Genomic DNA, 24,776 nt, shown 5'->3' on the forward strand with positions numbered 1-24,776 from the left:
CATTTTCATTTCATTGGGGGTAGTGCGCAAGTGAGCATCTCTTTATGGATGTTAAACGATTGCGCTGGATGTAAGTTTAAGTCGCAGATCTTTTTAATGGTAATGAAGTAACTGTTTGAGATCTCAATTTATTTGTAGACTTGTTTGAGGGATTCATCAGTAAGCAAGAGGTTGTACAGTCTGTGTTCAACCTTGTCATATTTGTGAAAGGGACTGCAAGAAGAAGGCTAAAGTCACTCGCTTTTCAGGCGGTAATCGCGATAATGAAAGCATTAAAAAACGCATTACAAGGTTTAGTTTATGCACATTCATATCTTGGGTATCTGTGGCACATTTATGGGCGGCGCAGCGATTCTAGCGCGCCAATTAGGACATAAAGTCACTGGTTCTGATGCCAACGTTTATCCGCCAATGAGCACACTGCTTGAGTCTCAAGGTATTGAAATTATTGAAGGCTTTGACCCGTCTCAACTCGACCCTCAACCAGATCTTGTGGTGATTGGTAATGCGATGAGCCGTGGCAACCCTTGTGTCGAGCATGTGCTCAACACTAACATGCGTTACACCTCTGGCCCGCAGTGGCTCAACGAGTTTTTGCTGCATGATCGTTGGGTATTGGCGGTATCGGGTACACATGGGAAAACGACCACGTCGAGCATGCTTGCTTGGATACTTGAAGATTGTGGTTATCAACCGGGTTTCTTAGTCGGTGGGGTACTCGGTAACTTCGGAGTGTCTGCTCGTTTGGGTGAAAGTATGTTTTTTGTCGTTGAAGCGGACGAATATGACAGTGCTTTTTTCGATAAGCGTTCTAAGTTTGTGCATTACCATCCTCGCACTTTAATCATGAACAATCTTGAGTTTGATCATGCTGATATCTTCGATGATCTAGAAGCGATCAAGCGCCAATTCCATCATTTAGTGCGAACTGTACCGGGCAATGGATTGATCTTAGCGCCGAGAAAAGATCAGGCGTTAGCGGATGTATTAGAGCGTGGCTGCTGGACTGAAAAACAGTTCTCTGGTGAGAATGGTGACTGGCAAGCGCACAAATTAGTGCTTGATGGCTCAAAATTTGACGTTGCGTTGCAAGGCGAGAAGGTTGGTACCGTCGAATGGAATTTGGTGGGTGACCACAATGTGGATAATGCGCTGATGGCAATCGCTGCTGCACGACATGTTGGAGTCACTCCGGATCTTGCTTGCCAAGCATTAGGGCGTTTCATCAATACCAAGCGCCGTTTAGAGCTGAAAGGTGAAGAACAAGGTGTGACGGTTTACGATGATTTTGCGCATCACCCAACGGCAATTGAACTTACTGTCGGTGGTTTGCGTAACAAGGTAGGTGAAAAACGCATCCTTGCTGTGTTAGAGCCGCGTTCTGCCACCATGAAGCGTGGTGTACACAAAAATACACTTGCAGAGTCACTACACAGTGCAGATGAAGTCTTCTTGTTCCAGCCAGATAATATCGAGTGGTCTGTGCAAGACATTGCTGATCAATGCAAGCAGCCAGCGTTTGTCGATGCCGATATAGATAACTTTGTGGCTAAAATTGTCGAACGTGCTCAGCCTGGAGACCAAATTCTGGTAATGAGTAACGGTGGCTTTGGTGGTATTCACGGAAAACTTCTTGAGCAGTTAAAACAAAAAGCCTGATTGATATGCAAAACAAAACACAACCCTCTCATAAAAAAGCCATCACGTTGGCATTAACGGGTGCTTCTGGTGCTCCCTACGGCCTTCGTCTTTTAGAATGCTTGGTTGCGGCGGATTATCATGTCTACGTTCTGATTTCTTCGGCGGCTCGTGTTGTGATGGCAACCGAGCATAATCTTAAGCTACCAAGTGGCCCAGAAGCGGCGCAGCAAGCATTGGTAGAGCACCTGAACTGCAATCGAAATAACATCACCGTTTGCGGTAAAGATGACTGGTTCTCGCCGGTTGCGTCTGGTTCTGCTGCACCAAAGCAAATGGTGGTTTGCCCATGTTCTGCGGGAAGCGTTGCAGCGATTGCGCATGGTATGTCAGATAACTTGATCGAGCGGGCCGCTGATGTGGTAATGAAAGAGCGCGGGCAGCTGTTGCTCGTGGTTCGCGAAACACCATTTTCAACGCTACATCTGGAGAACATGCACAAACTGTCGCAAATGGGCGTCACCATCATGCCAGCAGCTCCAGGCTTCTATCATCAGCCAAAGAGTATTGAAGACTTAGTGGATTTTATGGTGGCGAGAATTCTTGACCACTTAGGTATTGAGCAAGGTTTGGTGCCTCGTTGGGGTTATGACCAGCGCTCGTGAGCTGATTGTGTAACCACTCAAATACCTTTACAATCCATCCAACTCATCGGGGAGCAAACCCATTTAGCATTGAGTCAATCAATGCATTGGGGCGCTGAGACCTAAGTGTTTAACTAGGGACCCGTATTACCTGAACCAGATAATGCTGGCGTAGGAATTGAGTCTGGATATTGGAAGTCCTTAATAGCCGCCTCAAACCCTGTGCCGCTCAACTTATTTCTCTGAAATACTCATGGAGAGCGAGCAGTGAAACCCACTCTAAATCTGATTGCCCTAGCTGCAATCACCTCTACTTCAGCGTTTGCCGCTGAAAACACATTAACCATCTATACCTACGACTCTTTTGCCGCAGATTGGGGGCCGGGTCCTAAAATCGAGCAAGCTTTTGAAGCAAAATGTGGCTGTGACGTTAACTTCGTAGCGTTGGACGATGGTGTGTCGATTCTGAATCGTCTTCGTCTTGAAGGCGGTAATAGCAAAGCGGACATCGTATTAGGTTTGGATAACAATCTGATGGCAGAAGCGAAGAAAACCGATCTGCTTGCCGAGCACAATGTGGATACGGCTAACACAGTGTTACCAAACGGTTGGAGTGACACGACGTTTGTACCGTACGATTACGGCTACTTCGCGTTTGTGTACAACAAAGAGAAACTGGCTAATCCGCCGAAAAGCATGAAAGAGCTGGTGGAAACGCGCGACGATCTGAAAGTGATTTACCAAGATCCGCGGACTTCAACGCCGGGCCAAGGCTTAATGCTATGGATGAAATCTATTTATGGCGACGATGTGACGCAAGCGTGGCAGAAGCTAGCGAGCAAAACCGTAACGGTCACGAAAGGTTGGTCTGAGGCGTATTCTATGTTCCTCAATGGTGAGTCCGATTTAGTGCTTTCTTACACCACTTCACCTGCGTACCACTTAATTGCGGAAAACGATTCGAAGTTTGCTACGGCGAATTTTGCTGAAGGCCACTACATGCAAGTTGAAGTAGCCGCCAAAGTGAAAGGGGCAAAAAATTCAGAACTTGCTGATCAATTTATGAGTTTCATTTTAAGTGATGAGTTCCAATCGGCGATGCCAACGGGTAACTGGATGTACCCAGTCACTGACGTTGAGTTACCTAAAGGTTTTGAAACTTTGAGTGTTCCAAGCAAGTCGTTGAGCTTTAGTGCTGATGAAGTGGCAAAAATGCGTAAGTCTTGGATTCGCGAATGGCAAAGCGCATTGACGTTTTAGCTGACGTTTCCATCCTCATCTGAATGAGATAGGTTTTACCTTTGAATTCTGTTCCAAAAATAGGTTTAGGGGTCGCGATGATCATCGCGACCTTTGTTATTTCTGCCCTAGGTGCTTTGATTGTTCAAGCCCCTTCACTTGATGTGTCTGTGGTATGGGGCGACCCGTACTATCAACATGTCACCAAGTTCAGTTTCTACCAAGCGTTTCTTTCCACATTGCTCAGTGTTGGCTTTGCCATTCCAGTAGCGCACGCACTTTCGCGTCGCCAATTTATTGGTAAATCGTTACTGCTTAAGCTGTTTGCATCGACACTGGTTTTGCCGGTTTTGGTTGGTGTTTTTGGGCTGTTAGCGATTTATGGCAACAGTGGTTTGTTGGCGCAGTGGTTGCAAAGTTTCGACACTAAACTGCCATTCTCTATTTACGGTTTGAACGGCATTTTACTCGCCCATGTGTTCTTTAATTTACCTTACGCGGCACGATTGCTTCTGCAAGCCTTGGAGTCTATTCCTGCCGAGCAGCATAAGCTTTGCGCGCATCTTGGGATGAGCCATTGGGATAAGTTTCGCTGGGTAGAATGGCCGCGTTTAAGGCAGCAGCTTCCCCACGTTTGTGGGTTGGTGTTTATGTTGTGCTTTACCAGTTTTGCCACTGTAATGGCGTTGGGGGGCGGGCCAAAATCCACCACCATTGAATTGGCCATTTACCAAGCGATTAAGTTTGATTTTGATTTACAAGCTGGGGCGTTATTGGCGCTGTGGCAGATGCTGTTATGTGGACTGCTTGCTATTGGAGTGCAGAAGTTAACAAGGCCTGTTTCTATCAGTGCTGGAAGCACATCGGTACAGCAATATTTAACGAAGGATCATGGGTGGTCAAAAGCTTGGGATAGCTTTTGGATCATAGGTGCCTTTTTACTGGTAATACCGCCGTTATTGATGGTGTTACTGAGTGGCATCAACCAACAAGTTTGGACAGTATTAACCGATGAGCGTTTTTGGTCTGCGCTATTGAACTCCCTCAAAGTCGCCTGTGTCGCTAGCGCGCTTGCGGTCGCTGCAGGGGTGTCCATACTATTGACCAGTCGCCGTTGGCGGTTGCAGTACAAAAACACGCGAGCCGATCAGATTGAGTTAATCGGCACCGTTATTTTGGTGACTCCAGGTCTGGTGATTAGCACCGGTTTATTCTTACTACTGCGCGCATTTACCGATGTTTTTAGCTTGGCATTTTTTGTCGTGATTTTGGTGAACGGTTTGATGGCTTTGCCTTACGTGATCAAAACGCTAGCGCAGCCAATGCTGCACATTGAACAACAGTATCAGTATGTATGTGCCAGCTTAGGCATGCGTGGCTGGCAACGGTTTAAAGTGGTGGAGTGGCAGGCGCTACGCAAGCCGTTTGCACATGCGTTTGCGATCAGCTTTATGTTTGCGATTGGCGATTTAAGTGCTATTGCGTTGTTTGGCGGACAAGAGTTCCGCACTTTACCTCTGTATTTATTCCAGCTGCTTGGCAGCTATCAGATGGACGCGGCTGCGGTGGTATCGGTGACCTTATTGTTGTTGAGTGTGGGCTGTTTTGCCTTGATTGAGAAAGTATTGAAAACGAAGGAGAGAGCGTAATGTTAGTGTTGGATGATGTGCAGTACACCTACCAACGTGAACTGTTTCTTTTTGACTTAACGATTGAGCAAGGACAGATTGTGTCGCTGATGGGACCAAGTGGGGCAGGGAAGTCAACCTTGCTGGCGTTGGTGGCAGGATTCATCCATCCTGACCGTGGTGATATTTGTGTTGATGGTGAGTCCATTGTGCGTAAAGAGCCTTATCTGCGTCCGTTCTCTATGTTGTTCCAAGAGCACAATTTGTTTGCTCACTTATCGGTGCGTGACAACATCGGTTTGGGCTTACACCCAGGGCTAAAGCTTACGGTGGACCAAAATCGTCAGATTGAACAAGCCGCGCAGCAAGTTGGTGTTGCAGAGTACCTCGACCGTTTGCCAGAGCATCTTTCTGGTGGCCAGCGTCAACGTGTTGCCTTAGCGCGTTGTTTTGTTCAGCCTCATCCCATGTGGCTATTGGATGAGCCGTTCTCGGCGCTTGATCCGGTGTTGCGTGAAGAGATGCTGAGCTTGGTAAAAAAACTCGCAGCAGAGCGGGGAATAACCGTATTGATGGTCACGCACCATTTAAGCGATGCCAAAGCGATTGCCAGCCACTTTGTGTTTGTGGCAGATGGTAAAGTGGAAGCCGCGGGTGATATGTCTGCATTGAGTGAACAGCATGCTAGTGAGAAGCTTGCGGCATTTATCCGAGCAGCATGCTAGTGCCTGATAGTTGCTAGGTTATGCTTCTCCGCAACACAAACCATGCCTAGGGCCAAATTCAAATTGAGATCTTAAGCTCATGATATGGTCAATCATTGCTTGTACACGCCGTGGGCGGTTTGCTCCAGGACGATAGACTAAATAAATAGGCATTGGTACCGTGTGCCATTGCGGTAACACTCTGACTAAGGTGCCACTTTCTAGCTCTTGCGTCATGTTCTGCACAGGTAAGTTCGCGATGCCTAGTCCTTTAAGTGCGCCTTTTAATATTGCTTCTACAGTTGTACTTGAGAAGTTACTGGTTATTGAAACATTGACGGTATTATCGTGTGAGATCAGCGTCCAAGGTCCTATTTCTGAAACATATTGATACCTCAAACAGTTATGTTTTGTCAGGTCTTCTGGCGTTTCAGGTACGCCGAACTCAGCTAAATACTCAGGGCTAGCAGCCAGGACTCGAGTGGTATAGCCTAATTTTTTCGCGATTAATCGATCATCAACTATCTGACCGACTCTAATTGCCATATCAAAGCCGTGTGAAAACAGATCAACAAAATCGTTCGATGCTTCTAACGCAATTTGTACTTTTGGCCATTGTTTTAAAAATGGCAAAAAGATGTGTTCCGCCATATACGCATCCAACGCTGGTGGCGCGGAAATACGCAGCCGGCCTTGGATCTGTTGTTCCATCTCCTGTACGTCATGGCCAATTGAGTGGAATTCCTCAACTAAGCTTGCAGCACGCTCTAAAACCATTTGGCCAGCTTCGGTGATCACTAACTTTCGGGTTGTGCGCTCTAGGAGTTTGGCTTCAAAGTGTTGTTCGAGTTTGGTTATGGCTTTACTAACAGTAGATTTCGGTAGGTTTAACTCCAGCGCGCACTTGGTTAAGCTCAGTAGTCGACAGCTTGTGACAAAGATAGAAAGCGTTCTAAAGTCAATTGTTTCTAAATTGCGAACAATCACTTTCAATTATCCATATTGTTTCAATATTAATCTGATTATAGTCTGGCACCTCATCCTTAGCCATCAAGTTATTGTCATTTGAGGTAAACAACATGTCCAACTCTGTAGACTTATTTTCTCCTATCGAACTCGGTCAATTATCATTAGATAACCGTGCTATTATGGCGCCTTTAACGAGAGCTCGTGCTGGCGCAGACCATATTCCTAATGACCTTATGGTTGAATACTACGCTCAACGTGCGAGTGCCGGACTTATCATTGCTGAATGCACCATGGTGATGGAAGGTACGTCTGCTTTTATGGCAGAGCCGGGCATTTACAACGAAGAGCAAATCGTAGCTTGGAAAAAGGTAACGGATGCGGTTCATGAGAGAGGCGGTAAGATTGTACTGCAAATTTGGCATGCGGGACGAGCTTGTCATCCTGATTTGAATGAAGGCAAAACACCTGTAGCGGCGAGCGCATTGTCCATTCGTGATGAATTAGTCCATACCCCTTCGGGTAAGCAAGCATATACGGTACCACGAGCACTCGAAGTTGATGAGATAGCTTCCATTGTTGCGGCGTTTAAACAAGGTGCAGAAAACGCCAAGAAAGCCGGCTTTGATGGGGTCGAGATACATGGCGCCAATGGTTATCTTATTGATAACTTCCTTCGTGACGGTTCAAATTTACGTACCGATGAATACGGTGGCTCGGTTGAAAATCGTGCTCGATTTTTACTTGAGATAGTGAAAGAAGTCGTTGAGGTGTGGGGACCTGGAAGAGTCGGTCTGCGTACATCTCCGCTAAATGGATTTAATGACATGAAAGACAGTGATCCAGTTGGTTTGGTGCGTTACTTAGCAGAGCAACTTAATTCTTTCGATCTTGCTTATTGGCACGTGATGCGTGCGGATCTGAAAGGCGTACAAAAAGCAGATGTTCTCAAGCCAGCACGCGAAAACTATCAAGGTCACTTAATGGCGAACGTGGGCTACAGTGCACAAGAAGCGGCAACAGCAATTGCAGAAAACAAAGTTGATGTGGTCGCATTTGGCGTTCCCTTTATCGCAAACCCAGATTTAGTTGAGCGATTTAAGAAAAATGCACCTCTTAATGAGGCGAAACCAGAACACTTTTATTTGGGGGGAGCAGAAGGTTATACCGATTACCCAGTGATGGCATAACCCTTACTTGTTTCATATAAAAAGGACGCTAATGTTAGCGTCCTTTTTCGTTTCTGTATTTACTTAGCCTTGCGGTTTTACGACCATCACATTGATTGGAGAATATTCCACAACCTTACTCGCGACAGAGCCAAGCATTACTTTATTGATTTTAGAGCGCTTGTGGCTTGGCATAATGATGAGATCAGCGCCTAAACGTTCTGCATAATCAAGAATGGTCGCGTAGGCCTTGCCTTCAGCAACATGCACTTGGTAAACCACATCTTCAGCAATATGCTCATTAGCGAAAGTTTTTAGTTGCTGCTTCACGTCTTGCTTCATTTTGGCCGCAGCATCTTTCGGAAAGTATGTGGCAACCATCGACATGTGAATACCAGGTAGTACCGTCAGAAGATGGATTTGAGCATTTGCTTGCTTTGCCTGCCAAACCGCTAGTTCAACCGCTCGGTCTGAAAAGCCTTGGTCATTTAGATCAACCGGAACAAGAATTTGTTTGTACATTCAATGTCTCTCATTAAGGCCCCTTTATCCTCGGGGCCAAATCGGTTATGCGCTCAATTGTTCCTTACGAGCACGACGTTTTTGGTTCATGGCAAGCACCAGCAAAATCATTAAGCATGGTACAAACACCCACTCTTTCATCGGACGGTCTGCATCCTGGATAACCCACTTGATTTCCCAATCAAAGTCGATACCTGCGGACTCTGCTGGACTACCAAATTCAACCATATCGACAATCATTTTGTTGTCACTTTCGGTCAGCATCAGACCCATAGATGAAATACGTGCGTCTGCTGTTGTCGCACTGTCTTCGAATGGAAGACGAACCGTTTTCTCAATGTAGTCGCCCTCAAGGTTTTCACCGGCAACACGTAACTCCAATGATTCTCCTACATTTAGTGTTTCCGTGATTTGAGCTACCTCAACGCCAGGAGAAAGAACTTTCGCTGGGTACAGCATGTCCCACCAAAAACCTGGACGGAAAAACGAAAATGTCAGTACTAATAATAGGACTGTTTCCCACCACTTGTTACGCGTGAACCACCACCCTTGAGTTGCCGCAGAGAATATCAGCATTGCAATGATCGATGAGATGACTGTGAGTGCCAAATGCCACCAAGAGTCGATCCCCATTAACAATAGCTGGGTATTGAACACAAACATGAACGGCAAAATAGCGGTTCGAATATCGTAAGTAAAACCTTGGATACCAGTACGAATTGGATCTGATTTCGCAATTGCTGCTGCTGCAAAAGCCGCAAGGCCTACAGGTGGGGTATCGTCGGCCAAAATACCAAAGTAGAAAACGAACAAGTGCACCGCTATCAACGGAATAATTAAGCCATGCGCTGCGCCGAGCGTAACAATAACCGGCGCCATTAGCGTAGAGACCACGATGTAGTTCGCCGTTGTTGGCAGACCCATCCCCAGAACCAAGCTAATGATGGCGGTAAACAGCAGCATAAGAATGATGCTGCCACCAGAGATAAACTCGACGAAGTCGGTCATCACTAGGCCGATACCCGTTAGTGTAACAACACCAACAACGGTGCCCGCTGCCGCGGTTGCAACGCCGATACCAATCATATTGCGCGCACCAGAAACTAAGCTCTCGGCAAGATCGACAAAGCCATCTTTGGTTTGCTGAAGCATGTCTCCTTGCTTTGACAGCAGTGCAATCAACGGACGTTGAGTCAGCAAAATGAAAATCATGAATACCGTTGCCCAGAATGCCGAAAGGCCAGGTGAGAAACGTTCGACAGTCAAACACCAAACCAATACGACGATAGGGAGTAGGTAGTGCAAGCCTGACTTAACGGTTGGGCCAGGATCAGGTACTTCTGTTAATTCTGCATCAATCTCAATTGCGCCATCTTGCACGTGATTTGCTGAGACTTTCACCAACCCAACGTACGCGATTAATAGTGCGACGGTAACAATTGGTGTCGCGGCATCACCAAAGACGTCCTTTGTCCAACCCACTCCGTAGTAAACCAATGCGCTGATCACACACAATCCTAAGATTGTGCCAGTAAAGGACAGCAGACTTTGTACTAGTGTTGGATTGTGGCGACGAGGAAGGCCTGTCATGCCTGCTTTACATGCTTCAAGGTGAACAATGTAAATTAAAGCAATATAAGAGATTAGCGCTGGAAGTAGGGCAGCTTTAATCACCTCAACGTAGGAGATACCGACGTATTCCACCATCAAAAATGCTGCTGCACCCATGATTGGCGGTGTTAACTGACCATTGGTTGAAGCCGCTACCTCTACCGCACCCGCTTTTGTGCCGGGAAAGCCAACACGCTTCATCAGTGGAATGGTAAAGGTGCCAGTTGTTACTACGTTTGCGATTGAAGAACCAGAAACCAGACCAGATAAACCTGATGCAACAACGGCCGCTTTAGCTGGGCCACCTTTCATATGGCCAAGCAACGAGAAGGCAACTTTAATGAAGTAAGCACCAGCACCAGCGCGTTCCAGCATTGCTCCAAACAATACAAACAAGAAGACAAAAGAGGTAGAAACACCTAGCGCAACTCCAAATACGCCTTCAGTTGTTAGCCACAAGTGAGACATGGCCTTGTTCAAGCTTGCCCCTTTGTGCGCGATAACGTCAGGCATGTAAGGGCCTGCAAAGGTGTAAGTAAGGAAAACAGCAGCCACGACCATTAATGGTGGACCAAGTGCTCGGCGTGTTGCTTCTAAAAGGAGGAGCATACCGATAACAGCAACAACGATATCAACTGTTGTCGGTGCGCCTGAGCGTCCTGCTAGCTCAGTATAAAAAAGGTATATATAGGCTGCTGAAAAGCTGCCTGCCAACGCGAGTATCCAATCAACAAGAGGGATATGATCGCGAGGAGAATTCTTCATCGCTGGATAAGCAGTGAAAGCCAAAAAGATCGCGAAAGTAAGGTGGATAGATCGCGCTTCCGTGTCGTTCAGTACGCCAAAATTGAAAATAAATGGTAACGGGGATGCGTACCATAATTGAAATAGTGACCAACACAGAGGAACAAACCAAAGGATTCGTCCTTGCATTCCCGAAGGGCTACGTGCACCTGTGTCTGCCTGAGCCACCATTTCTTGCACATCTTGTGACGGAGCTTGATTCGTCGCCATGTACTTTTTCCTTATTATTGATGGTCCTGTCTGATTTTTATCGAGAACCACACTTCGCCTCTATCAGTGTAGTGAATGGAGCGAAGTTTGCTTTCGAGTATTTTGCTGCCTGAACTCAAAGTGTTGATTGTTGGATACTCTGTTAGGCGGCGTTTAAGTTTTCTTGGGTATGAGCTCGCAGTTTTCAGAAGAAAACTGGCGAATGAAGCATACAGTTAGAACGTGCTACAACCTGTATGCTCAAACAGGCAGAAAATATTCTTTCCTGCCTGTATGTAGAGTCTGAGGTAATTACTTAATTAGACCCATTTCTTTGTAGTATTTTTCTGCACCTGGGTGAAGAGGAATAGAAAGACCAGCTTTCACCATGTCTTCTTTCTTCAAGTTTGCGAATGCAGGGTGTAGACGTTTGAAGGTATCAAAGTTTTCAAACACAGCTTTTGCCACGTTGTAAGCGACATCGTCTGAAACATCAGAGGTCGTTACCATTGTTGCTGCAACACCAAAGCTGTTTACGTCTTTGTCTGTACCGCGGTACATACCAGCCGGTACTGAGCTAAAGGCGTAGTATGGGTTGTCGGCAACAATTTTATCGATTTTAGGGCCTGTTGCTGAAACTAGCTTCGCATCACATGATGTGGTTGCTTCTTTGATTGAACCGTTCGGGTGGCCGACCATGTAAATGAAGGCGTCAATTTTGTTATCACAAAGTGCCTGAGAGCGTTCAGAGCCTTTTAGCTCAGACGCCAATTTGAAGCTGTCGTTTGTCCAACCCATCGCTTCCATGACAACGCCCATCGTTGCACGGTCACCAGAGCCTGGGTTACCGATGTTTACGCGCTTACCTTTCAGGTCTTCAACATTTTCAATACCTGAATCTGCACGCGCAATGATGTTGAAAGGTTCTGTATGAAGAGAGAACATTGCGCGTAGCTTCTTGTACGGGCCTTGTTCTTCAAACTTGCTCGTACCGTTGTAGCCGTGGTACTGCCAATCCGATTGCACGATACCAAAATCTAATTCGCCTGCACGGATAGTGTTAACGTTGTAAATTGAGCCACCAGTTGATTCTACTGAACAACGGATGTTGTGGTCTTTACGACCTTTATTTACCAACTTACAGATAGCACCACCAGTTGGGTAGTAAACACCAGTCACAGAGCCAGTACCGATGGTAATAAACTCTTGAGCGTTAACTGCGCCTGCGCCCATTACGGCTGCAGCGATAGCGCCTACTTTGAGAAGTTTGTTAAATGCCATGAATTTCCCTTCCTTATATTCATTATTTACCCGGAAATAACCATAAATCACTTCTGGAGTTTCCTATTTGGAAACGGCACCTTTTTCAATCCAATCGTTTGAAAAAGCGAGCGAATCATAACAAAAATTTGGCAGAAAATTATCCAATTGTTAAATGTTATAGTTGATAAGTCTGAATTTTGTATCAGGGGATAGGATTCAATTTGTGATTTAATTCTTTTTATAACAATTACTTAATTGACGTTTAGTGACTGAAATGAAAAAGATCAATTGCGTGATGTTAATCACAAAATGGGCGGTTAAATAATGAGCGGAGTAAGCAAAAAATTTACATAAATTATGGGCTACAAAATGAGACTTCTTTTATAACCCACAATGAGTTAGCTGATTGAAGCTTTATAGAACTTAACCAGTATATTCGAACAGCTCGCACACTGATTTGAAGAGTTGCTCAGTCGTAATTGCCATGGTTGGCGTAATGAAAATGGTATCGTCACCTGCGACAACGCCAAGAATACCTTCGGATTTACCGAGTGAATCAAGCAAGCGAGCAATCAACTGTGCTGCACCTGGGCCGGTGTGAATTACCACTAACGCTGCATTACGATCGATGTCTAGTACCAGTTCACGCAGAGAGCTGCTGACTGTTGGGACACCTAGCTCAGCAGGAAGACAGTAAACCATTTCCATTTTTGCATTGCGCGTACGGACGGCGCCAAATTTAGTCAGCATACGTGAGACTTTAGATTGGTTGATACTCTCAAACCCTTGCTGTTTGAGTGCGTCAACAATCTCGCCCTGTGAGCCAAAGCTTTCTTCTTTTAACAGGGCTTTAAAGGCGCGAACTAAGTTGTCTTGTTTTTCTGAATTGCGCATAGTCATTACAAATCTCTTATTACGGGTCAGCAATTTTGCATATTCTCGCATATATATTCAGGCGGTGCCAAAGAGTCCCAGGATTATGTTAGATGCGTCACTGTAAACTATATACCACATAGAATTCTTTAGCGCGCTGAAGTAGGGCTGTATCTGTTTTCTTGAATTCCTTGTCATTTCAACAGAATAAAAGAATAATCCAAGCCCCATTTGTAGCACGGTAACAGCGAGTTGCGCGAGGTCGCAAAGCTAGCGTTAATTGATTGTAATCAAGTTGTGATTCCGATAGCTTTATTTAAGTTGGTTACAAACTACCCTACGAATACGTTTATAAGAGAAATACTCTCAAGGAGAACTACATGAAAGTAGCCGTTATTGGTGCCGCTGGTGGCATCGGTCAAGCCCTGGCCCTTCTACTTAAGAACCGTCTTCCTGCTGGTTCTGATCTAGCCCTATATGATATTGCTCCAGTAACTCCTGGTGTGGCCGCTGATCTTAGCCACATCCCTACGCCAGTTTCTATCAAAGGTTACGCTGGTGAAGATCCTACTCCAGCACTAGAAGGCGCGGATGTTGTGCTAATTTCTGCTGGTGTTGCGCGTAAGCCAGGTATGGATCGTGCGGATCTATTTAATGTAAACGCTGGTATCGTTAAATCGCTAGCGGAGAAGATTGCGGTTGTTTGTCCGAAAGCTTGTGTTGGTATCATCACAAACCCTGTAAATACAACAGTGCCAATTGCTGCTGAAGTTCTTAAAAAAGCGGGTGTTTATGATAAGCGTCGTCTATTTGGTGTAACAACGTTGGATGTTATCCGTTCAGAAACGTTTGTTGCTGAGCTAAAAGACAAAGATCCAGGTGACGTTCGCGTGCCAGTAATTGGTGGTCACTCTGGCGTAACGATCTTACCTCTACTGTCTCAAGTAGAAGGTGTTGAGTTTACAGCTGAAGAAGTAGAAGCATTAACGAAACGTATTCAAAATGCAGGTACTGAAGTTGTAGAAGCGAAAGCGGGTGGTGGTAGTGCAACACTGTCAATGGGCCAAGCTGCATGTCGCTTTGGTCTGTCTCTGGTTCGTGCTCTTCAAGGTGAAGAAGGCGTAGTTGAGTGCGCTTACGTTGAAGGCGACGGCGAACACGCGACTTACTTCGCGCAACCTGTGAAACTGGGTAAAGAAGGCGTTGAAGAAGTACTAAGCTACGGCAAACTCAGCGATTACGAAAAGTCTGCATTAGACGGTATGCTAGAAACACTAAATGGCGACATCAACATTGGTGTTGAATTCGCAAAGTAATCTAGAAAGCCTATATAAGAAGAAAGCCGATCATTTTGATCGGCTTTTTTGATCCTTGATTTCTCAACTTCGTAAAAATGGTCGAATAAAACCACGTAGTGAAGGAGAAGATGATGGAAGCGAGTCGAATCCGTAAAGGCATGGTTGTTGAGTGCCAACAAGGCGTCGGTACGATATTAGTGGTCGACCATGAAGCAGAGACGGTATTGTTGTCCAAACAAGGGACTGAACAGCAGCTCGCCGTTAGCTTTGATGAAATAGAAGATGATCCACAACTGCATGGCGGTAGTGACAGATATTACTAGCGCCTCCGGCGTCGTCATTAGGTATCAAACGTAAAAAAGGAAGAGCATGCTCTTCCTTTTTGCTATAAGTCTTGCGTTATGGGTAGCTATTGATTACTTCGTGCGTTGTACTGCGACATGAGCCAGAGTAACAAGCGCTTGTTTGTATTCAGACTCTGGCAACACTGATAGTTCTGCGATTGCTTTGTCTGCTTCTTCTAGAGCTTTTTGCGTTGTGTATTCCAGAGAGCCTGCTTCTTTCATGACCGCAAGAATTTCTTCTAAGCGATCCATGCCATTCGCTTTCTCAATCGCTTCACGAATCATGATTGAGTTTTCTGGTGTGGTATTACGCATAGCATGGAGTAGAGGTAAAGTTGGCTTGCCTTCGGCCAAGTCATCACCCACATTTTTACCCATGTCTTCGCCATCAGAAGTGTAATCCATGACGTCATCAATGAGCTGAAACGCAGTGCCTAGATACTTACCGTAATTTTGCATTGCGATTTCAACATGCTCAGGAGCATCATTTAAGATTGCACCGATTTGAGTTGCGGATTCAAATAAGCGCGCAGTCTTAGAGTAGATGACTTGCATGTAGCTTTCTTCTGTCGTGTCAGGGTCGTTACAGTTCATCAACTGCTGTACTTCACCTTCGGCGATCACGTTTACGGCATTGCTCATTAGTTTAAGGATCTTCATGGATCCTAGTTCTGTCATCATCTGAAATGAGCGTGTATAGATAAAGTCCCCAACTAATACGCTAGCCGCATTGCCAAATGCTGCATTCGCAGTGGCTTTACCACGGCGCATGTCTGATTCATCTACCACGTCATCATGCAGCAAAGTCGCTGTATGGATGAACTCAATAAACGCAGCTGCCATTGTATGACCATTGCCTTGGTAACCAAGTGCACGGGCTGACAGTATCGCTAAAAGCGGTCTTAGACGTTTGCCTCCACCACTCACGATATAAAAACCGAGCTGGTTGATTAAAGAGACATCAGAATTAAGTTGGGCTTGAATTGTTTCATTCACTTTTGCCATGTCATCGGCAGTAAGCGCTTGGATAGTTTTAAAATCCATCGTATATCCGGCTGAAGTTAGACCCTGCAAGGCTTATTCGATTTATATAATTGTCGAATAATACACTAAAAAACGTTGATTAATACATTACTAAAGGGCATGATTGCCGCACTTTTCTTTGGCGATTAGCTTTTCGCCAATTTTTTCAAAATATGGCTTGTCATAGGAGCATCTATTCTGTAGAATCTGCGCCCTATTGATGATTAGTTTAGCGCACACCCTCAAGAAAGGCTGTGCGGAAAAAGCGGAGTAAAATATGTACGCTGTTTTCCAATCTGGTGGTAAACAACACCGTGTAAGCGAAGGTCAAACTCTTCGTTTAGAGAAATTAGACGTTGAAACTGGTGCAACTGTAGAATTTGATAAAGTTCTTCTTGTTGCTAACGGCGAAGACATCAAAGTTGGTGCTCCTCTTGTAGAGGGCGGCAAAATTGTTGCTGAAGTTGTACAACACGGTCGTGGCGATAAAGTTAAAATCGTTAAGTTCCGTCGTCGTAAGCACTCTCGTAAGCAACAGGGTCACCGTCAGTGGTTCACTGAAGTGAAGATCACTGGTATCAACGCTTAATCTATTAGGAGAGTTTAACAATGGCACACAAAAAAGCTGGTGGTTCTACTCGTAACGGCCGCGATTCAGAAAGCAAACGTCTAGGTGTTAAGCGTTTCGGTGGTGAATCTGTACTTGCAGGTAACATCATCGTTCGTCAACGTGGTACTAAGTTCCACGCTGGTAACAACGTAGGTATCGGTAAAGACCACACTCTATTCGCTCTTACTGAAGGTAAAGTGAAGTTCGAAGTGAAAGGTCCTAAGAACCGTAAGTTTGTAAGCATCGAAGCTGAGTAATTAGGTTTTTAACCAAATTACTTAATAGCTTTAAGCTGAATTCAAAAGCCCTGCCGAATCGGCGGGGTTTTTTATTTGTGGCAGTCGACATATCGAAGTTTCTCGCTAAGATCCTAAGCGATTTGAATCTGGGAGCTTAGATCTGTCATCTGCTAAAATTGTCGGATGACATAGTAAGATTTAATCCACGCACGAAGTAGTCGGAGTAAAAGATGAAGTTCGTAGATGAAGCGGTAGTAAAAGTTCAGGCTGGTGATGGCGGTAGTGGCGTTGTCAGTTTCTGGCGTGAAAAATTCATCACTAAAGGTGGCCCTGATGGCGGTGATGGCGGTGACGGTGGTGATGTTTATATCCAAGCTGATGAAAACCTAAATACCCTGATTGATTACCGTTTCCAGCGCTTCTACGAAGCTGAGCGTGGTGAAAACGGTCGCGGTGGTAACTGTACAGGTAAGCGTGGTAAAGACATCGTTCTTCGTGTACCTGTGGGTACGCGCGCTGTGGATATCCACACAAATGAAATCGTGGCGGAAGTTGCTGAACACGGTAAGAAAGTGATGATCGCAAAAGGTGGTTGGCACGGTCTAGGTAACACGCGTTTCAAATCTTCAGTAAACCGCGCGCCTCGTCAGAGAACATTGGGTACAAAAGGTGAAGTACGCGAAATTCGCCTTGAGCTATTGCTTCTTGCTGATGTGGGTATGCTTGGTCTACCTAATGCCGGTAAATCAACCTTTATCCGCGCAGTATCAGCAGCAAAACCGAAAGTCGCTGATTACCCATTCACGACTTTGATCCCAAGCTTGGGTGTCGTAAGTGTCGTACCAGAGAAAAGTTTTGTTGTTGCAGACATCCCTGGTTTGATCGAGGGTGCAGCAGATGGCGCTGGCCTTGGTATTCGATTCTTGAAGCACTTAGAGCGTTGTCGAGTGTTGCTGCACATGATCGATATTATGCCAATTGATCAGTCCGATCCGGTGCAAAATGCATTGACGATCATTGATGAACTAGAACAATACAGCGAGAAACTGGCAAGTAAGCCGCGCTGGTTAGTGTTCAACAAAGTTGATCTAATGCCTGAAGAAGAAGCGAATGAGAAGATCCAAGAAATCTTAGACGCACTAGGTTGGGAAGACGAGTACTTTAAGATCTCGGCGATCAATCGTAACGGTACTAAAGAGCTTTGTTACAAACTGGCTGACTTTATGGATAACCTACCTCGCGAAGAGGAAGAAGTGGCTGAAGAAGATAAAGTTAACTTCATGTGGGATGATTACCATAAAGATGCGATGGCGGGTAAAGACGTTATCACTGAAGATGACGACGACGATTGGGATGACTGGGACGATGAAGAAGATGACGGTCACGTTGTCTACGTTCGTGACTAATCAGAACGGTCAAACAATGCCTGTTTGCCTATAATTCATTAAGCCGCAATTATTTATTGCGGCTTTTTTTGTATCTAAATCATATTTAGGTGATGTGATTTACGGCACAATAACCGATACGTCGTGTTTTTTGAGGGTTAGTTTGGCCCTCGCGCGTATGAATGAGTAACACCCTAAAAGGAATTAGACTTATTTATGACTCTAGAAACCATACCGCCTAGAGAGTTGGCGGTATCTACTCAACGATCGATTTCTCGTCTTGTCGCCCAAGCCGGACAAATGCTACTTGCTCATGGTGCTGAAAGTACTCTTGTGAGCGATATTATGCGTCGTATTGGCCTAGCTTGTGGGGTGAATGAAGTTGCGGTAGCACTATCAGCTAATGCATTGGTTGTGACGACGGTAATGGATGGGCATTGCATCACCACCACCCGAAGCTGCGCTGATCGTGGCATCAATATGCGCGTTATTACGCAAATTCAACGAATCTGTATCATGATGGAGCGTGGTCTGCTCGATGCAACCATGGCGCAGAAAAAGCTGAACGCTATCAGTCCAGAGCGTTATAACCGCTGGTTGGTGGTGTTTATGATTGGCTTGTCTTGTGCGGCATTCAGTCATCTAGCTGGTGGTGATTGGGGAGTCTTCATCATGACCTTTTTAGCTTCAGCTGGTGGCATGATCGTTCGCCAAGAAATTGGTCATCGTCATTTCAACCCTCTATTGAACTTTGCTGCGACCGCTTTTGTGACTACCTTAATTTCAGCACAGGCGGAAATTTACCAAATCGGTAATCTACCTACCGTAGCAATGGCATCGTCAGTATTAATGCTTGTACCTGGTTTCCCACTCATTAACTCTGTCGCAGATATGTTGAAAGGCCACATTAATATGGGCATTGCTCGATTTGTGATGGCTAGTTTACTAACGTTGGCGACATGTTTGGGGATCGTTGCTGCGATGAGTGTAACTGGAATTTGGGGGTGGGCAATCTAATGAGTTTATTTGAATTGATGTTTGGCCTGTTGAATGACATGTTTTTTGCGGCGATTCCCGCCGTAGGATTTGCATTGGTTTTTAACGTGCCACAAAGAGCTTTAGTGTATTGCGCTGTTGGTGGTGCGATTGGTCATGGTAGCCGCTACTTGATGATGCAGTTTGGCATTCCTATTGAGTGGGCAACCTTTTTTGCCGCGACGTTAGTTGGGATGATTGGTGTGTACTGGTCTCACCGTTTTCTCGCGCATCCAAAAGTGTTTACTGTGGCTGCTTTGATCCCGATGGTGCCGGGTGTGTTTGCGTACAAAGCAATGATCGCTATGGTAGAAATCAATCATGTTGGCTACTCACCCGAGCTTGTCGCAACCTGTATGGAAAACTTTCTTAAGGCCATGTTTATTATTGCAGGTTTAGCTGTTGGTCTTGCGGTTCCAGGGCTGTTATTCTATCGCCGCAGACCAATTGTATAAGGACCTAACATGATCATTAGTATGATTGCCGCGATGGCCGACAATCGCATCATTGGCAAAGACAATCAAATGCCTTGGCATCTTCCCGCCGATTTCGCTTGGTTTAAGCGTTGTACCATGGGTAAACCGGTTATTATGGGACGTAAAACGTACGAGTCTATTGGTCGCCCTTTACCTGGTCGCTTGAATATTGTTATCAGCCGTGATGAGACACTAAAGATCGAAGGCGTCACTACCGTAACATCGATTGAGCAAGCTTTGGACGTGGCTGGTGACGTGGAAGAAGTGATGATCATTGGTGGTGGTGCGATTTACGCATCTTGTCTGCCTATGGCCAATAAACTGTATGTAACACACATTGAAGCGGCCATTGATGGTGATACTCAGTTCCCAGATTGGGGAGATGAGTTTAAGGAAACTTACTCAGAAATGTATCAAGCCGATGAGAAGAACGCCTACAACATGCGTTTTACGGTGTTAGAGAAGTAATTCGAGATTAAAACGGGGTAATGCCGTTCGTATAGCAGCGAGCGGTCATCCCAACCTACCGTCATCCTGAAAAGCGACGAACGAGCGAGGTTCAGGAGCCTCTATACGAGTACTTTGTTGTCAAAGGTATTTCTATCTATTCGCAGCGCGAGGATATTAGATTCCTAGTCTCGTTAAGGCTCGTTGGAATGACCCTACAGGAGGTGTTAAGTGACAGGTATTCCTCCTACTATGGATTATCGACTGTTATTCAGTGTTTAACTTAACGCATCCTGAGTAAAAATTTTCTTATCTTCCCAACGGATCATGGTTAGGCTTCCGCCCCAAACACAGCCAGTATCTAGCCCGATGACTTCGTTGTTCATATAACCTTGCAGTGCAGCCCAGTGCCCAAAGAGCACCGCTTTGTTTAAGTGGATACGTTTAGGCACCTCAAACCATGGAATAAGTTCGTTACCGGAAACTTGTTGCGGTGGCAATTTACAATCCATATCCAAACGACCATCAGGGAAACAAAAGCGCATCCGCGTAAAAGCATTGATAATATAACGGTATCGGTCCAAACCCTGTAGAGAGTCATCCCAGGAATCAGGTTGATTGCTGTACATGTTTTTTAATAGCCAAGGCAGCTCTTCACTTTGGATGATGCGCTCAACTTCACGGGCACACTTTCTCGCTGTTTTTAGATTCCACTGCGGTGATATGCCAGCGTGACACATCACGAACTCGTCATGCTCGGCCAATAGAGGTTGCTGAGCTAGCCATGTCAGTAGTTCCTCTTTGTCAGGGGCCGTGAAAATAGGTGCGGTTCTATCTTTGTCTTTGACCTTTTTTATCCCGTGAGCCACTGCGAGAAGGTGAAGGTCGTGATTACCAAGCACCACGATTGCGCTTGCGCCAAGTGACTTCACAAAGCGTAACGTTTCTAGTGATTTAGGCCCTCTGGCGACCAAATCACCAGCAAGCCAAAGTTGGTCTTTTTTCGCAGAGAAAGATACTTTTTCTAGTAATCGCTGCAATTCATCAAAACAGCCTTGGATGTCACCAACAATATAGGTAGCCACTGAATCTCCAATTTACTAATTTAAAACATTTGGAACAGCCAAGCGAAATGGTTCGATTTCGGTGATGAACTCTTGCCCTTTCTCATCCAGCATTTTGTAGTGTCCTTGCATAACGCCGACAGGGGTTTCTAACGCGGTTCCGCTACTGTACGTGTATTCATCATTGCTTGGAATAAAGGGCTGCTGGCCTACCACTCCGTCACCTTCAACCGTCATTTGCTTGCCATTCGAGTCTGTGATTAGCCAGCGGCGGCTCACTAACTGTACGGTTTGTTGGCTAAGGTTTTTGATGGTGATGATATAAGCGAAAACGTAGCGTTGTAGCTCTGGGTTGGACTGTTCTTCGATGTATTTGGTGTGAACTTGAATTTTGATGCAAGGTTGAATGACGTCCATGTGCACTCCTCAGAAACGTAATATCCCAATAATAATAAGCCAAACCTACAAGGGTTTGGCTTATTGTTTGAGTTCTTAGTGCTGCGGGTTATCCGCAAGCCAGTTCGCCATTGCGACGAATTGTTCTAGCGTCAGGTTCTCTGGACGCATGCTTGGATTAACACCTAGCTCTTCTAGTACTTCTGTGCTTAACAACGATTTGTAGCAGTTACGAACTGTTTTACGACGTTGGTTAAAGCCTTCACGACAAACGCGATCGAGCAAACGCAGATCTTTCGCCGGGCATGGCAGCTCTTCGTAAGGCACTAAACGAACAACGGCAGAATCCACTTTCGGTGGTGGAACGAATGCCGTTGGCGGTACTTCCAGTACCGGTACTACTTTACAGTAGTACTGAGCCATTACCGTTAAACGGCCGTAAGCTTTGCTGCCAGGGCCGGCGGCTAAGCGGTTTACCACTTCTTTTTGCAGCATAAAGTGCATGTCTTGAATGTCTTTATGGAACTCAAAAAGGTGGAACATCAATGGTGTAGAGATGTTGTATGGCAAGTTACCAAAAATGCGCAGCTTGTTGTTTGGCTTCACTAATTGAGTGAAGTCAAAACGCATAGCGTCACCCTCATGGATGGTCAACTTATCCGCCAGTTCAGGGTGAGTACGTAGGCGTTCTGCCAGATCGCGGTCTAATTCGATAACTGTGAACTTATCCACTTCACGACCTACCGGCTCAGTGATTGCACCAAGACCAGGACCGATTTCAACCAGGTTTTGACCTGGTTTTGGGTTAATCGCTGATACGATTCCATCAATAATGTATGGATCGTTCAGGAAGTTTTGACCAAAACGTTTACGCGCTTTGTGTCCTAAATGGACATCATTTCTCATTGTTTCTTCTCTACCAAATCTATCGCATGCGTGAGCGCTGTTCGGAAACTCCCTGTATCCGCTTGACCTGTCCCTGCCAGATCTAATGCAGTACCGTGGTCCACCGATGTTCTAATAAAAGGTAGACCAAGAGTAATATTTACTGAACGACCAAAGCCTTTGTATTTTAATACTGGCAATACTTGATCATGGTACATGCCTAAAACAGCATCAGCATCATTTAAATATTTTTCATTGAAAATGGTATCAGCCGGCAGAGGGCCGATCAGGTTGATACCTTTTTCTTGTCGAATTTTTTCCAGTGTCGGAGTGATGGTCTCGATCTCTTCACGACCTAAGCAGCCATCTTCGCCAGCATGAGGGTTAAGCCCGCAAACGTAGATGTTTGGTTGTGCGATAGCAAACTTTTCTACAAGGTCTTTATGAAGAATATCGATGATTTTTTCTAATCGCTCTTCGGTGACTGCTTTGGACACATAAGCTAAAGGAATATGTGTTGTAACCAGAGCCACGCGTAGTCCTTCCGTTGCTAGCATCATTACGACTAGCGGCGTTTGTGACTTCTCGGCGAAAAATTCAGTATGACCACTGAATGCAACACCTGCGCGATTAATCACCCCCTTATGAACAGGGCCGGTGACAATAGCATCAAATTCATCATTCATACAGCCTAAAGCCGCTCTTTCTAGCGTTTTTAATACATAGTGGCCATTCGCTTCATTGAGCTCGCCTGCGACCGCAGGTTCCGATATTTGGATATGGTCAACGATAAGCGTGCCCGATTTTTGTGCTTTAGGTGTTTCTTCTGGATTGTAATCAGACAGTTGGACTTCGATGCCAAGCTGCTTGGCTCGCTCCGTCAGCATATTCTTATCGGCACAGACGACAATTTGGTGCGCCCAATCTTCTTTCGATAGGGCAAGCACTAAGTCTGGGCCGATACCCGCAGGTTCCCCTGCGGTTACGACAATTCTACGAATTGTATTAGTTGTCATTGTTGTCATCCACGATTTCAACAAACGCACTTGCGCGTAGCTCTTGCATCCATGCGCCCGCTTCTTCATTAAATTTACGGTTAAATAGAATACGGTAAGCTTTGTTCTTCATCGCTGAGTCAGTACGGTCAACTTGGCGACGATCCAACACTTCAACGATATGCCAGCCGTGAACGGTTTTGAACGGTTCGCTGATTGAGCCAACTGGCAGAGTTTCTACTTGGTGCTTGAATTCTGGCACGTAAAGATCTGGTGTTTGATAACCTAGTTCACCGTCTTGTGCTGCCGAGCCAGGATCTTGACTGTATTGTGTTGCCAATTGAGCGAACGTTGCTTCACCGGCTTTGATGCGGCGTACAAATTCATTCAGTTGCTTCTTCGCCCCTTCGTCGCTCAGAATCACGGTTGGTTTAATCAAAATATGACGCGCATTTACTTCCGTTACCGCAACCGTTTCTAGGCCTTTTACATCCTCTATTTTTAGGATGTGGAAACCAACGCCACTACGGAATGGACCAATAATGCTGCCTTTGTTTTGCATCTTGATCTGATCAGCAAAGATGGTTGGCATCTCTTCTTTACGCATCCAGCCCCAATCACCACCTTGTAAAGCTTTAGGACCTTTAGAGTAGGTGTAGGCCATCTCCGTAAAATCTGCACCTTCGTTTAGCTTTTTCGCGAGCGCTTTAGCTTCTGCTTCTACAGCAGATTTTTCTTTATCGTCAGAGAAGCGCAGTTGAATGTGCCCAATTTTGTATTGAACAGTCGCATTGGTTTCTTGTGATAGTTGCTCAGCAAGGCTATCTACCTCTGCTGGAAGGATATTAATACGGCGACGAACCAGTGCATTGCGGGCTTCTGATGCGGCGATTTCCTTACGAATTTGTTCGCGGAATTCTGGGTAACTTAAACCTTCACTTTCTACAGAAGCGGCGAGTTGTTCTACTGTTTGCTCATTATTACGTGCGATCTCTGCAATCGCTTGGTTTAAACGGTTGTCGTCAATACGCACACCAATACGGTCTGCTTCTTGGCCTTGCAACGTGTCAATAATAAGTTTTTCAACAACTTGTTCTTTTAATACGCTGGTAGAAGGTAAGCTCTTTCCACTTTGACGTGCGTTGGCTTGCAGCGTTTTCATCGCTGTTTCGATGTCGCTTTGTAGAACTACACCGTCGTTCACGATGACCGCAACCTTATCGATCTCTACTGGTGCTGCAACCGCTCCGCAAGAGAGTAGGGTCGTGAATAAGATTGATTTCCAAATTTTCATTTAAAATTCCGTCAGTATTTTTGAATAGGCGTCTT

25 protein-coding genes and 1 riboswitch are annotated in these 24,776 nt (G+C 45.5%); of the genes, 14 read left to right on the forward strand and 11 right to left on the reverse strand.

What is annotated here, in order from left to right:
• Positions 1-300 precede the first annotated feature (300 nt).
• From mpl to thiQ, 5 genes are all read left to right on the forward strand, one after another.
• A complete protein-coding gene (gene mpl / locus MTF70_RS13705) occupies positions 301-1,659 on the forward strand; it encodes a UDP-N-acetylmuramate:L-alanyl-gamma-D-glutamyl-meso-diaminopimelate ligase (protein WP_170893665.1) in 1,359 nt (452 codons plus the stop codon).
• Positions 1,660-1,664: 5 nt separating this feature from the next.
• Positions 1,665-2,303, forward strand: coding sequence for a flavin prenyltransferase UbiX (locus MTF70_RS13710; protein ID WP_005379640.1), 639 nt, complete (start codon positions 1,665-1,667; stop codon positions 2,301-2,303).
• Positions 2,304-2,340: 37 nt separating this feature from the next.
• A riboswitch (TPP riboswitch) is annotated at positions 2,341-2,477 on the forward strand.
• Between the two features lie 72 nt (positions 2,478-2,549).
• A complete protein-coding gene (thiB, locus tag MTF70_RS13715) occupies positions 2,550-3,542 on the forward strand; it encodes a thiamine ABC transporter substrate binding subunit (RefSeq protein WP_005379642.1) in 993 nt (330 codons plus the stop codon).
• Positions 3,543-3,583: 41 nt separating this feature from the next.
• Complete coding sequence (gene thiP, locus MTF70_RS13720; protein ID WP_017820277.1) at positions 3,584-5,170, forward strand: thiamine/thiamine pyrophosphate ABC transporter permease ThiP; 1,587 nt, start codon at positions 3,584-3,586, stop codon at positions 5,168-5,170.
• Positions 5,170-5,874: a thiamine ABC transporter ATP-binding protein gene (thiQ, locus tag MTF70_RS13725; protein ID WP_053306850.1), complete on the forward strand. Its 705-nt coding sequence runs from the start codon at positions 5,170-5,172 to the stop codon at positions 5,872-5,874. The genes thiP and thiQ overlap by 1 nt, the downstream gene beginning before the upstream one ends.
• 18 nt (positions 5,875-5,892) lie before the next feature.
• On the opposite strand, the gene MTF70_RS13730 is transcribed toward thiQ, so the two are convergent.
• Positions 5,893-6,840, reverse strand: coding sequence for a LysR family transcriptional regulator (locus tag MTF70_RS13730; RefSeq protein ID WP_005379650.1), 948 nt, complete (start codon positions 6,838-6,840; stop codon positions 5,893-5,895).
• Between the two features lie 92 nt (positions 6,841-6,932).
• Here MTF70_RS13730 and MTF70_RS13735 point away from each other — a divergent pair, with 92 nt between their 5' ends.
• Positions 6,933-8,009: an alkene reductase gene (locus MTF70_RS13735; RefSeq protein WP_053306851.1), complete on the forward strand. Its 1,077-nt coding sequence runs from the start codon at positions 6,933-6,935 to the stop codon at positions 8,007-8,009.
• 63 nt (positions 8,010-8,072) lie between these two features.
• Here the strand turns inward: MTF70_RS13735 and MTF70_RS13740 are convergent, their stop codons facing one another.
• The 4 genes from MTF70_RS13740 to argR all read right to left on the reverse strand — a co-directional run bounded on the left by MTF70_RS13740 (position 8,073) and on the right by argR (position 13,271).
• Positions 8,073-8,510 carry a universal stress protein gene (locus tag MTF70_RS13740; protein WP_005379654.1) on the reverse strand — a complete coding sequence of 146 codons (438 nt, stop codon included), beginning with the start codon at positions 8,508-8,510 and terminating at the stop codon, positions 8,073-8,075.
• A 45-nt stretch (positions 8,511-8,555) separates the two neighbouring features.
• Positions 8,556-11,135: a TRAP transporter permease gene (locus tag MTF70_RS13745; RefSeq protein ID WP_017820274.1), complete on the reverse strand. Its 2,580-nt coding sequence runs from the start codon at positions 11,133-11,135 to the stop codon at positions 8,556-8,558.
• Between the two features lie 291 nt (positions 11,136-11,426).
• A complete protein-coding gene (locus MTF70_RS13750) occupies positions 11,427-12,395 on the reverse strand; it encodes a TAXI family TRAP transporter solute-binding subunit (protein WP_005379657.1) in 969 nt (322 codons plus the stop codon).
• 405 nt (positions 12,396-12,800) lie between these two features.
• Entirely contained in the window at positions 12,801-13,271 is a 471-nt protein-coding gene (argR, locus tag MTF70_RS13755; RefSeq protein ID WP_005379659.1) for a transcriptional regulator ArgR, read from the reverse strand.
• A gap of 359 nt (positions 13,272-13,630) precedes the next feature.
• Between argR and mdh the strand changes: the two genes are divergently transcribed.
• A complete protein-coding gene (gene mdh, locus MTF70_RS13760; RefSeq protein ID WP_005379660.1) occupies positions 13,631-14,566 on the forward strand; it encodes a malate dehydrogenase in 936 nt (311 codons plus the stop codon).
• Between the two features lie 113 nt (positions 14,567-14,679).
• Entirely contained in the window at positions 14,680-14,871 is a 192-nt protein-coding gene (locus tag MTF70_RS13765) for a hypothetical protein (RefSeq protein WP_005379661.1), read from the forward strand.
• Positions 14,872-14,964: 93 nt separating this feature from the next.
• On the opposite strand, the gene ispB is transcribed toward MTF70_RS13765, so the two are convergent.
• On the reverse strand, positions 14,965-15,936 hold the full coding sequence (gene ispB, locus MTF70_RS13770; protein ID WP_025768368.1) for an octaprenyl diphosphate synthase: 972 nt from the start codon (positions 15,934-15,936) through the stop codon (positions 14,965-14,967).
• Between the two features lie 256 nt (positions 15,937-16,192).
• Here ispB and rplU point away from each other — a divergent pair, with 256 nt between their 5' ends.
• From rplU to folA, 6 genes are all read left to right on the forward strand, one after another.
• Positions 16,193-16,504, forward strand: a complete 312-nt coding sequence (gene rplU, locus MTF70_RS13775) for a 50S ribosomal protein L21 (RefSeq protein WP_005383096.1) — start codon at positions 16,193-16,195, stop codon at positions 16,502-16,504.
• A 20-nt stretch (positions 16,505-16,524) separates the two neighbouring features.
• Entirely contained in the window at positions 16,525-16,782 is a 258-nt protein-coding gene (gene rpmA, locus MTF70_RS13780; protein ID WP_005383095.1) for a 50S ribosomal protein L27, read from the forward strand.
• A gap of 212 nt (positions 16,783-16,994) precedes the next feature.
• A complete protein-coding gene (cgtA, locus tag MTF70_RS13785; RefSeq protein ID WP_005383091.1) occupies positions 16,995-18,170 on the forward strand; it encodes an Obg family GTPase CgtA in 1,176 nt (391 codons plus the stop codon).
• Between the two features lie 195 nt (positions 18,171-18,365).
• Positions 18,366-19,166 (forward strand): threonine/serine exporter family protein, encoded by an 801-nt coding sequence (locus MTF70_RS13790; protein ID WP_005383089.1) that lies wholly within the window; start codon positions 18,366-18,368, stop codon positions 19,164-19,166.
• Positions 19,166-19,639, forward strand: a complete 474-nt coding sequence (locus MTF70_RS13795) for a threonine/serine exporter family protein (protein WP_053306852.1) — start codon at positions 19,166-19,168, stop codon at positions 19,637-19,639. Before MTF70_RS13790 ends, MTF70_RS13795 begins: the two co-directional genes overlap by 1 nt.
• A 9-nt stretch (positions 19,640-19,648) precedes the next feature.
• Positions 19,649-20,128: a type 3 dihydrofolate reductase gene (gene folA / locus MTF70_RS13800; RefSeq protein WP_025768369.1), complete on the forward strand. Its 480-nt coding sequence runs from the start codon at positions 19,649-19,651 to the stop codon at positions 20,126-20,128.
• A gap of 257 nt (positions 20,129-20,385) precedes the next feature.
• Here the strand turns inward: folA and apaH are convergent, their stop codons facing one another.
• From apaH to surA, 5 genes are all read right to left on the reverse strand, one after another.
• Positions 20,386-21,192 carry a bis(5'-nucleosyl)-tetraphosphatase (symmetrical) ApaH gene (gene apaH / locus MTF70_RS13805; RefSeq protein WP_053306853.1) on the reverse strand — a complete coding sequence of 269 codons (807 nt, stop codon included), beginning with the start codon at positions 21,190-21,192 and terminating at the stop codon, positions 20,386-20,388.
• 15 nt (positions 21,193-21,207) lie between these two features.
• Positions 21,208-21,588 (reverse strand): Co2+/Mg2+ efflux protein ApaG, encoded by a 381-nt coding sequence (apaG, locus tag MTF70_RS13810; RefSeq protein WP_005379668.1) that lies wholly within the window; start codon positions 21,586-21,588, stop codon positions 21,208-21,210.
• Between the two features lie 75 nt (positions 21,589-21,663).
• Entirely contained in the window at positions 21,664-22,473 is an 810-nt protein-coding gene (gene rsmA / locus MTF70_RS13815; RefSeq protein ID WP_005379669.1) for a 16S rRNA (adenine(1518)-N(6)/adenine(1519)-N(6))-dimethyltransferase RsmA, read from the reverse strand.
• Complete coding sequence (gene pdxA / locus MTF70_RS13820; RefSeq protein WP_053306854.1) at positions 22,470-23,468, reverse strand: 4-hydroxythreonine-4-phosphate dehydrogenase PdxA; 999 nt, start codon at positions 23,466-23,468, stop codon at positions 22,470-22,472. Before pdxA ends, rsmA begins: the two co-directional genes overlap by 4 nt.
• Positions 23,458-24,741, reverse strand: coding sequence for a peptidylprolyl isomerase SurA (gene surA / locus MTF70_RS13825; protein ID WP_053306855.1), 1,284 nt, complete (start codon positions 24,739-24,741; stop codon positions 23,458-23,460). Before surA ends, pdxA begins: the two co-directional genes overlap by 11 nt.
• Between the last annotated feature and the right edge of the window lie 35 nt (positions 24,742-24,776).

The sequence above is a fragment of the Vibrio sp. 2CM40D genome, assembly GCF_023161825.1.
Taxonomy (GTDB): Bacteria; Pseudomonadota; Gammaproteobacteria; order Enterobacterales; family Vibrionaceae; genus Vibrio; species Vibrio alginolyticus.

Excerpts from the sequence above, each read along its gene's own strand:
- mpl (WP_170893665.1), top strand. The coding sequence starts at position 301 with ATGCACATTCATATCTTGGGTATCTGTGGCACATTTATGGGCGGCGCA.
- MTF70_RS13710 (WP_005379640.1), top strand. The coding sequence starts at position 1,665 with ATGCAAAACAAAACACAACCCTCTCATAAAAAAGCCATCACGTTGGCA.
- thiQ (WP_053306850.1), top strand. The coding sequence starts at position 5,170 with ATGTTAGTGTTGGATGATGTGCAGTACACCTACCAACGTGAACTGTTT.
- MTF70_RS13735 (WP_053306851.1), top strand. The coding sequence starts at position 6,933 with ATGTCCAACTCTGTAGACTTATTTTCTCCTATCGAACTCGGTCAATTA.
- MTF70_RS13740 (WP_005379654.1), bottom strand. The coding sequence starts at position 8,510 with ATGTACAAACAAATTCTTGTTCCGGTTGATCTAAATGACCAAGGCTTT.
- MTF70_RS13745 (WP_017820274.1), bottom strand. The coding sequence starts at position 11,135 with ATGGCGACGAATCAAGCTCCGTCACAAGATGTGCAAGAAATGGTGGCT.
- MTF70_RS13750 (WP_005379657.1), bottom strand. The coding sequence starts at position 12,395 with ATGGCATTTAACAAACTTCTCAAAGTAGGCGCTATCGCTGCAGCCGTA.
- argR (WP_005379659.1), bottom strand. The coding sequence starts at position 13,271 with ATGCGCAATTCAGAAAAACAAGACAACTTAGTTCGCGCCTTTAAAGCC.
- mdh (WP_005379660.1), top strand. The coding sequence starts at position 13,631 with ATGAAAGTAGCCGTTATTGGTGCCGCTGGTGGCATCGGTCAAGCCCTG.
- MTF70_RS13765 (WP_005379661.1), top strand. The coding sequence starts at position 14,680 with ATGGAAGCGAGTCGAATCCGTAAAGGCATGGTTGTTGAGTGCCAACAA.
- ispB (WP_025768368.1), bottom strand. The coding sequence starts at position 15,936 with ATGGATTTTAAAACTATCCAAGCGCTTACTGCCGATGACATGGCAAAA.
- rplU (WP_005383096.1), top strand. The coding sequence starts at position 16,193 with ATGTACGCTGTTTTCCAATCTGGTGGTAAACAACACCGTGTAAGCGAA.
- rpmA (WP_005383095.1), top strand. The coding sequence starts at position 16,525 with ATGGCACACAAAAAAGCTGGTGGTTCTACTCGTAACGGCCGCGATTCA.
- cgtA (WP_005383091.1), top strand. The coding sequence starts at position 16,995 with ATGAAGTTCGTAGATGAAGCGGTAGTAAAAGTTCAGGCTGGTGATGGC.
- MTF70_RS13790 (WP_005383089.1), top strand. The coding sequence starts at position 18,366 with ATGACTCTAGAAACCATACCGCCTAGAGAGTTGGCGGTATCTACTCAA.
- MTF70_RS13795 (WP_053306852.1), top strand. The coding sequence starts at position 19,166 with ATGAGTTTATTTGAATTGATGTTTGGCCTGTTGAATGACATGTTTTTT.
- folA (WP_025768369.1), top strand. The coding sequence starts at position 19,649 with ATGATCATTAGTATGATTGCCGCGATGGCCGACAATCGCATCATTGGC.
- apaG (WP_005379668.1), bottom strand. The coding sequence starts at position 21,588 with ATGGACGTCATTCAACCTTGCATCAAAATTCAAGTTCACACCAAATAC.
- rsmA (WP_005379669.1), bottom strand. The coding sequence starts at position 22,473 with ATGAGAAATGATGTCCATTTAGGACACAAAGCGCGTAAACGTTTTGGT.
- pdxA (WP_053306854.1), bottom strand. The coding sequence starts at position 23,468 with ATGACAACTAATACAATTCGTAGAATTGTCGTAACCGCAGGGGAACCT.
- surA (WP_053306855.1), bottom strand. The coding sequence starts at position 24,741 with ATGAAAATTTGGAAATCAATCTTATTCACGACCCTACTCTCTTGCGGA.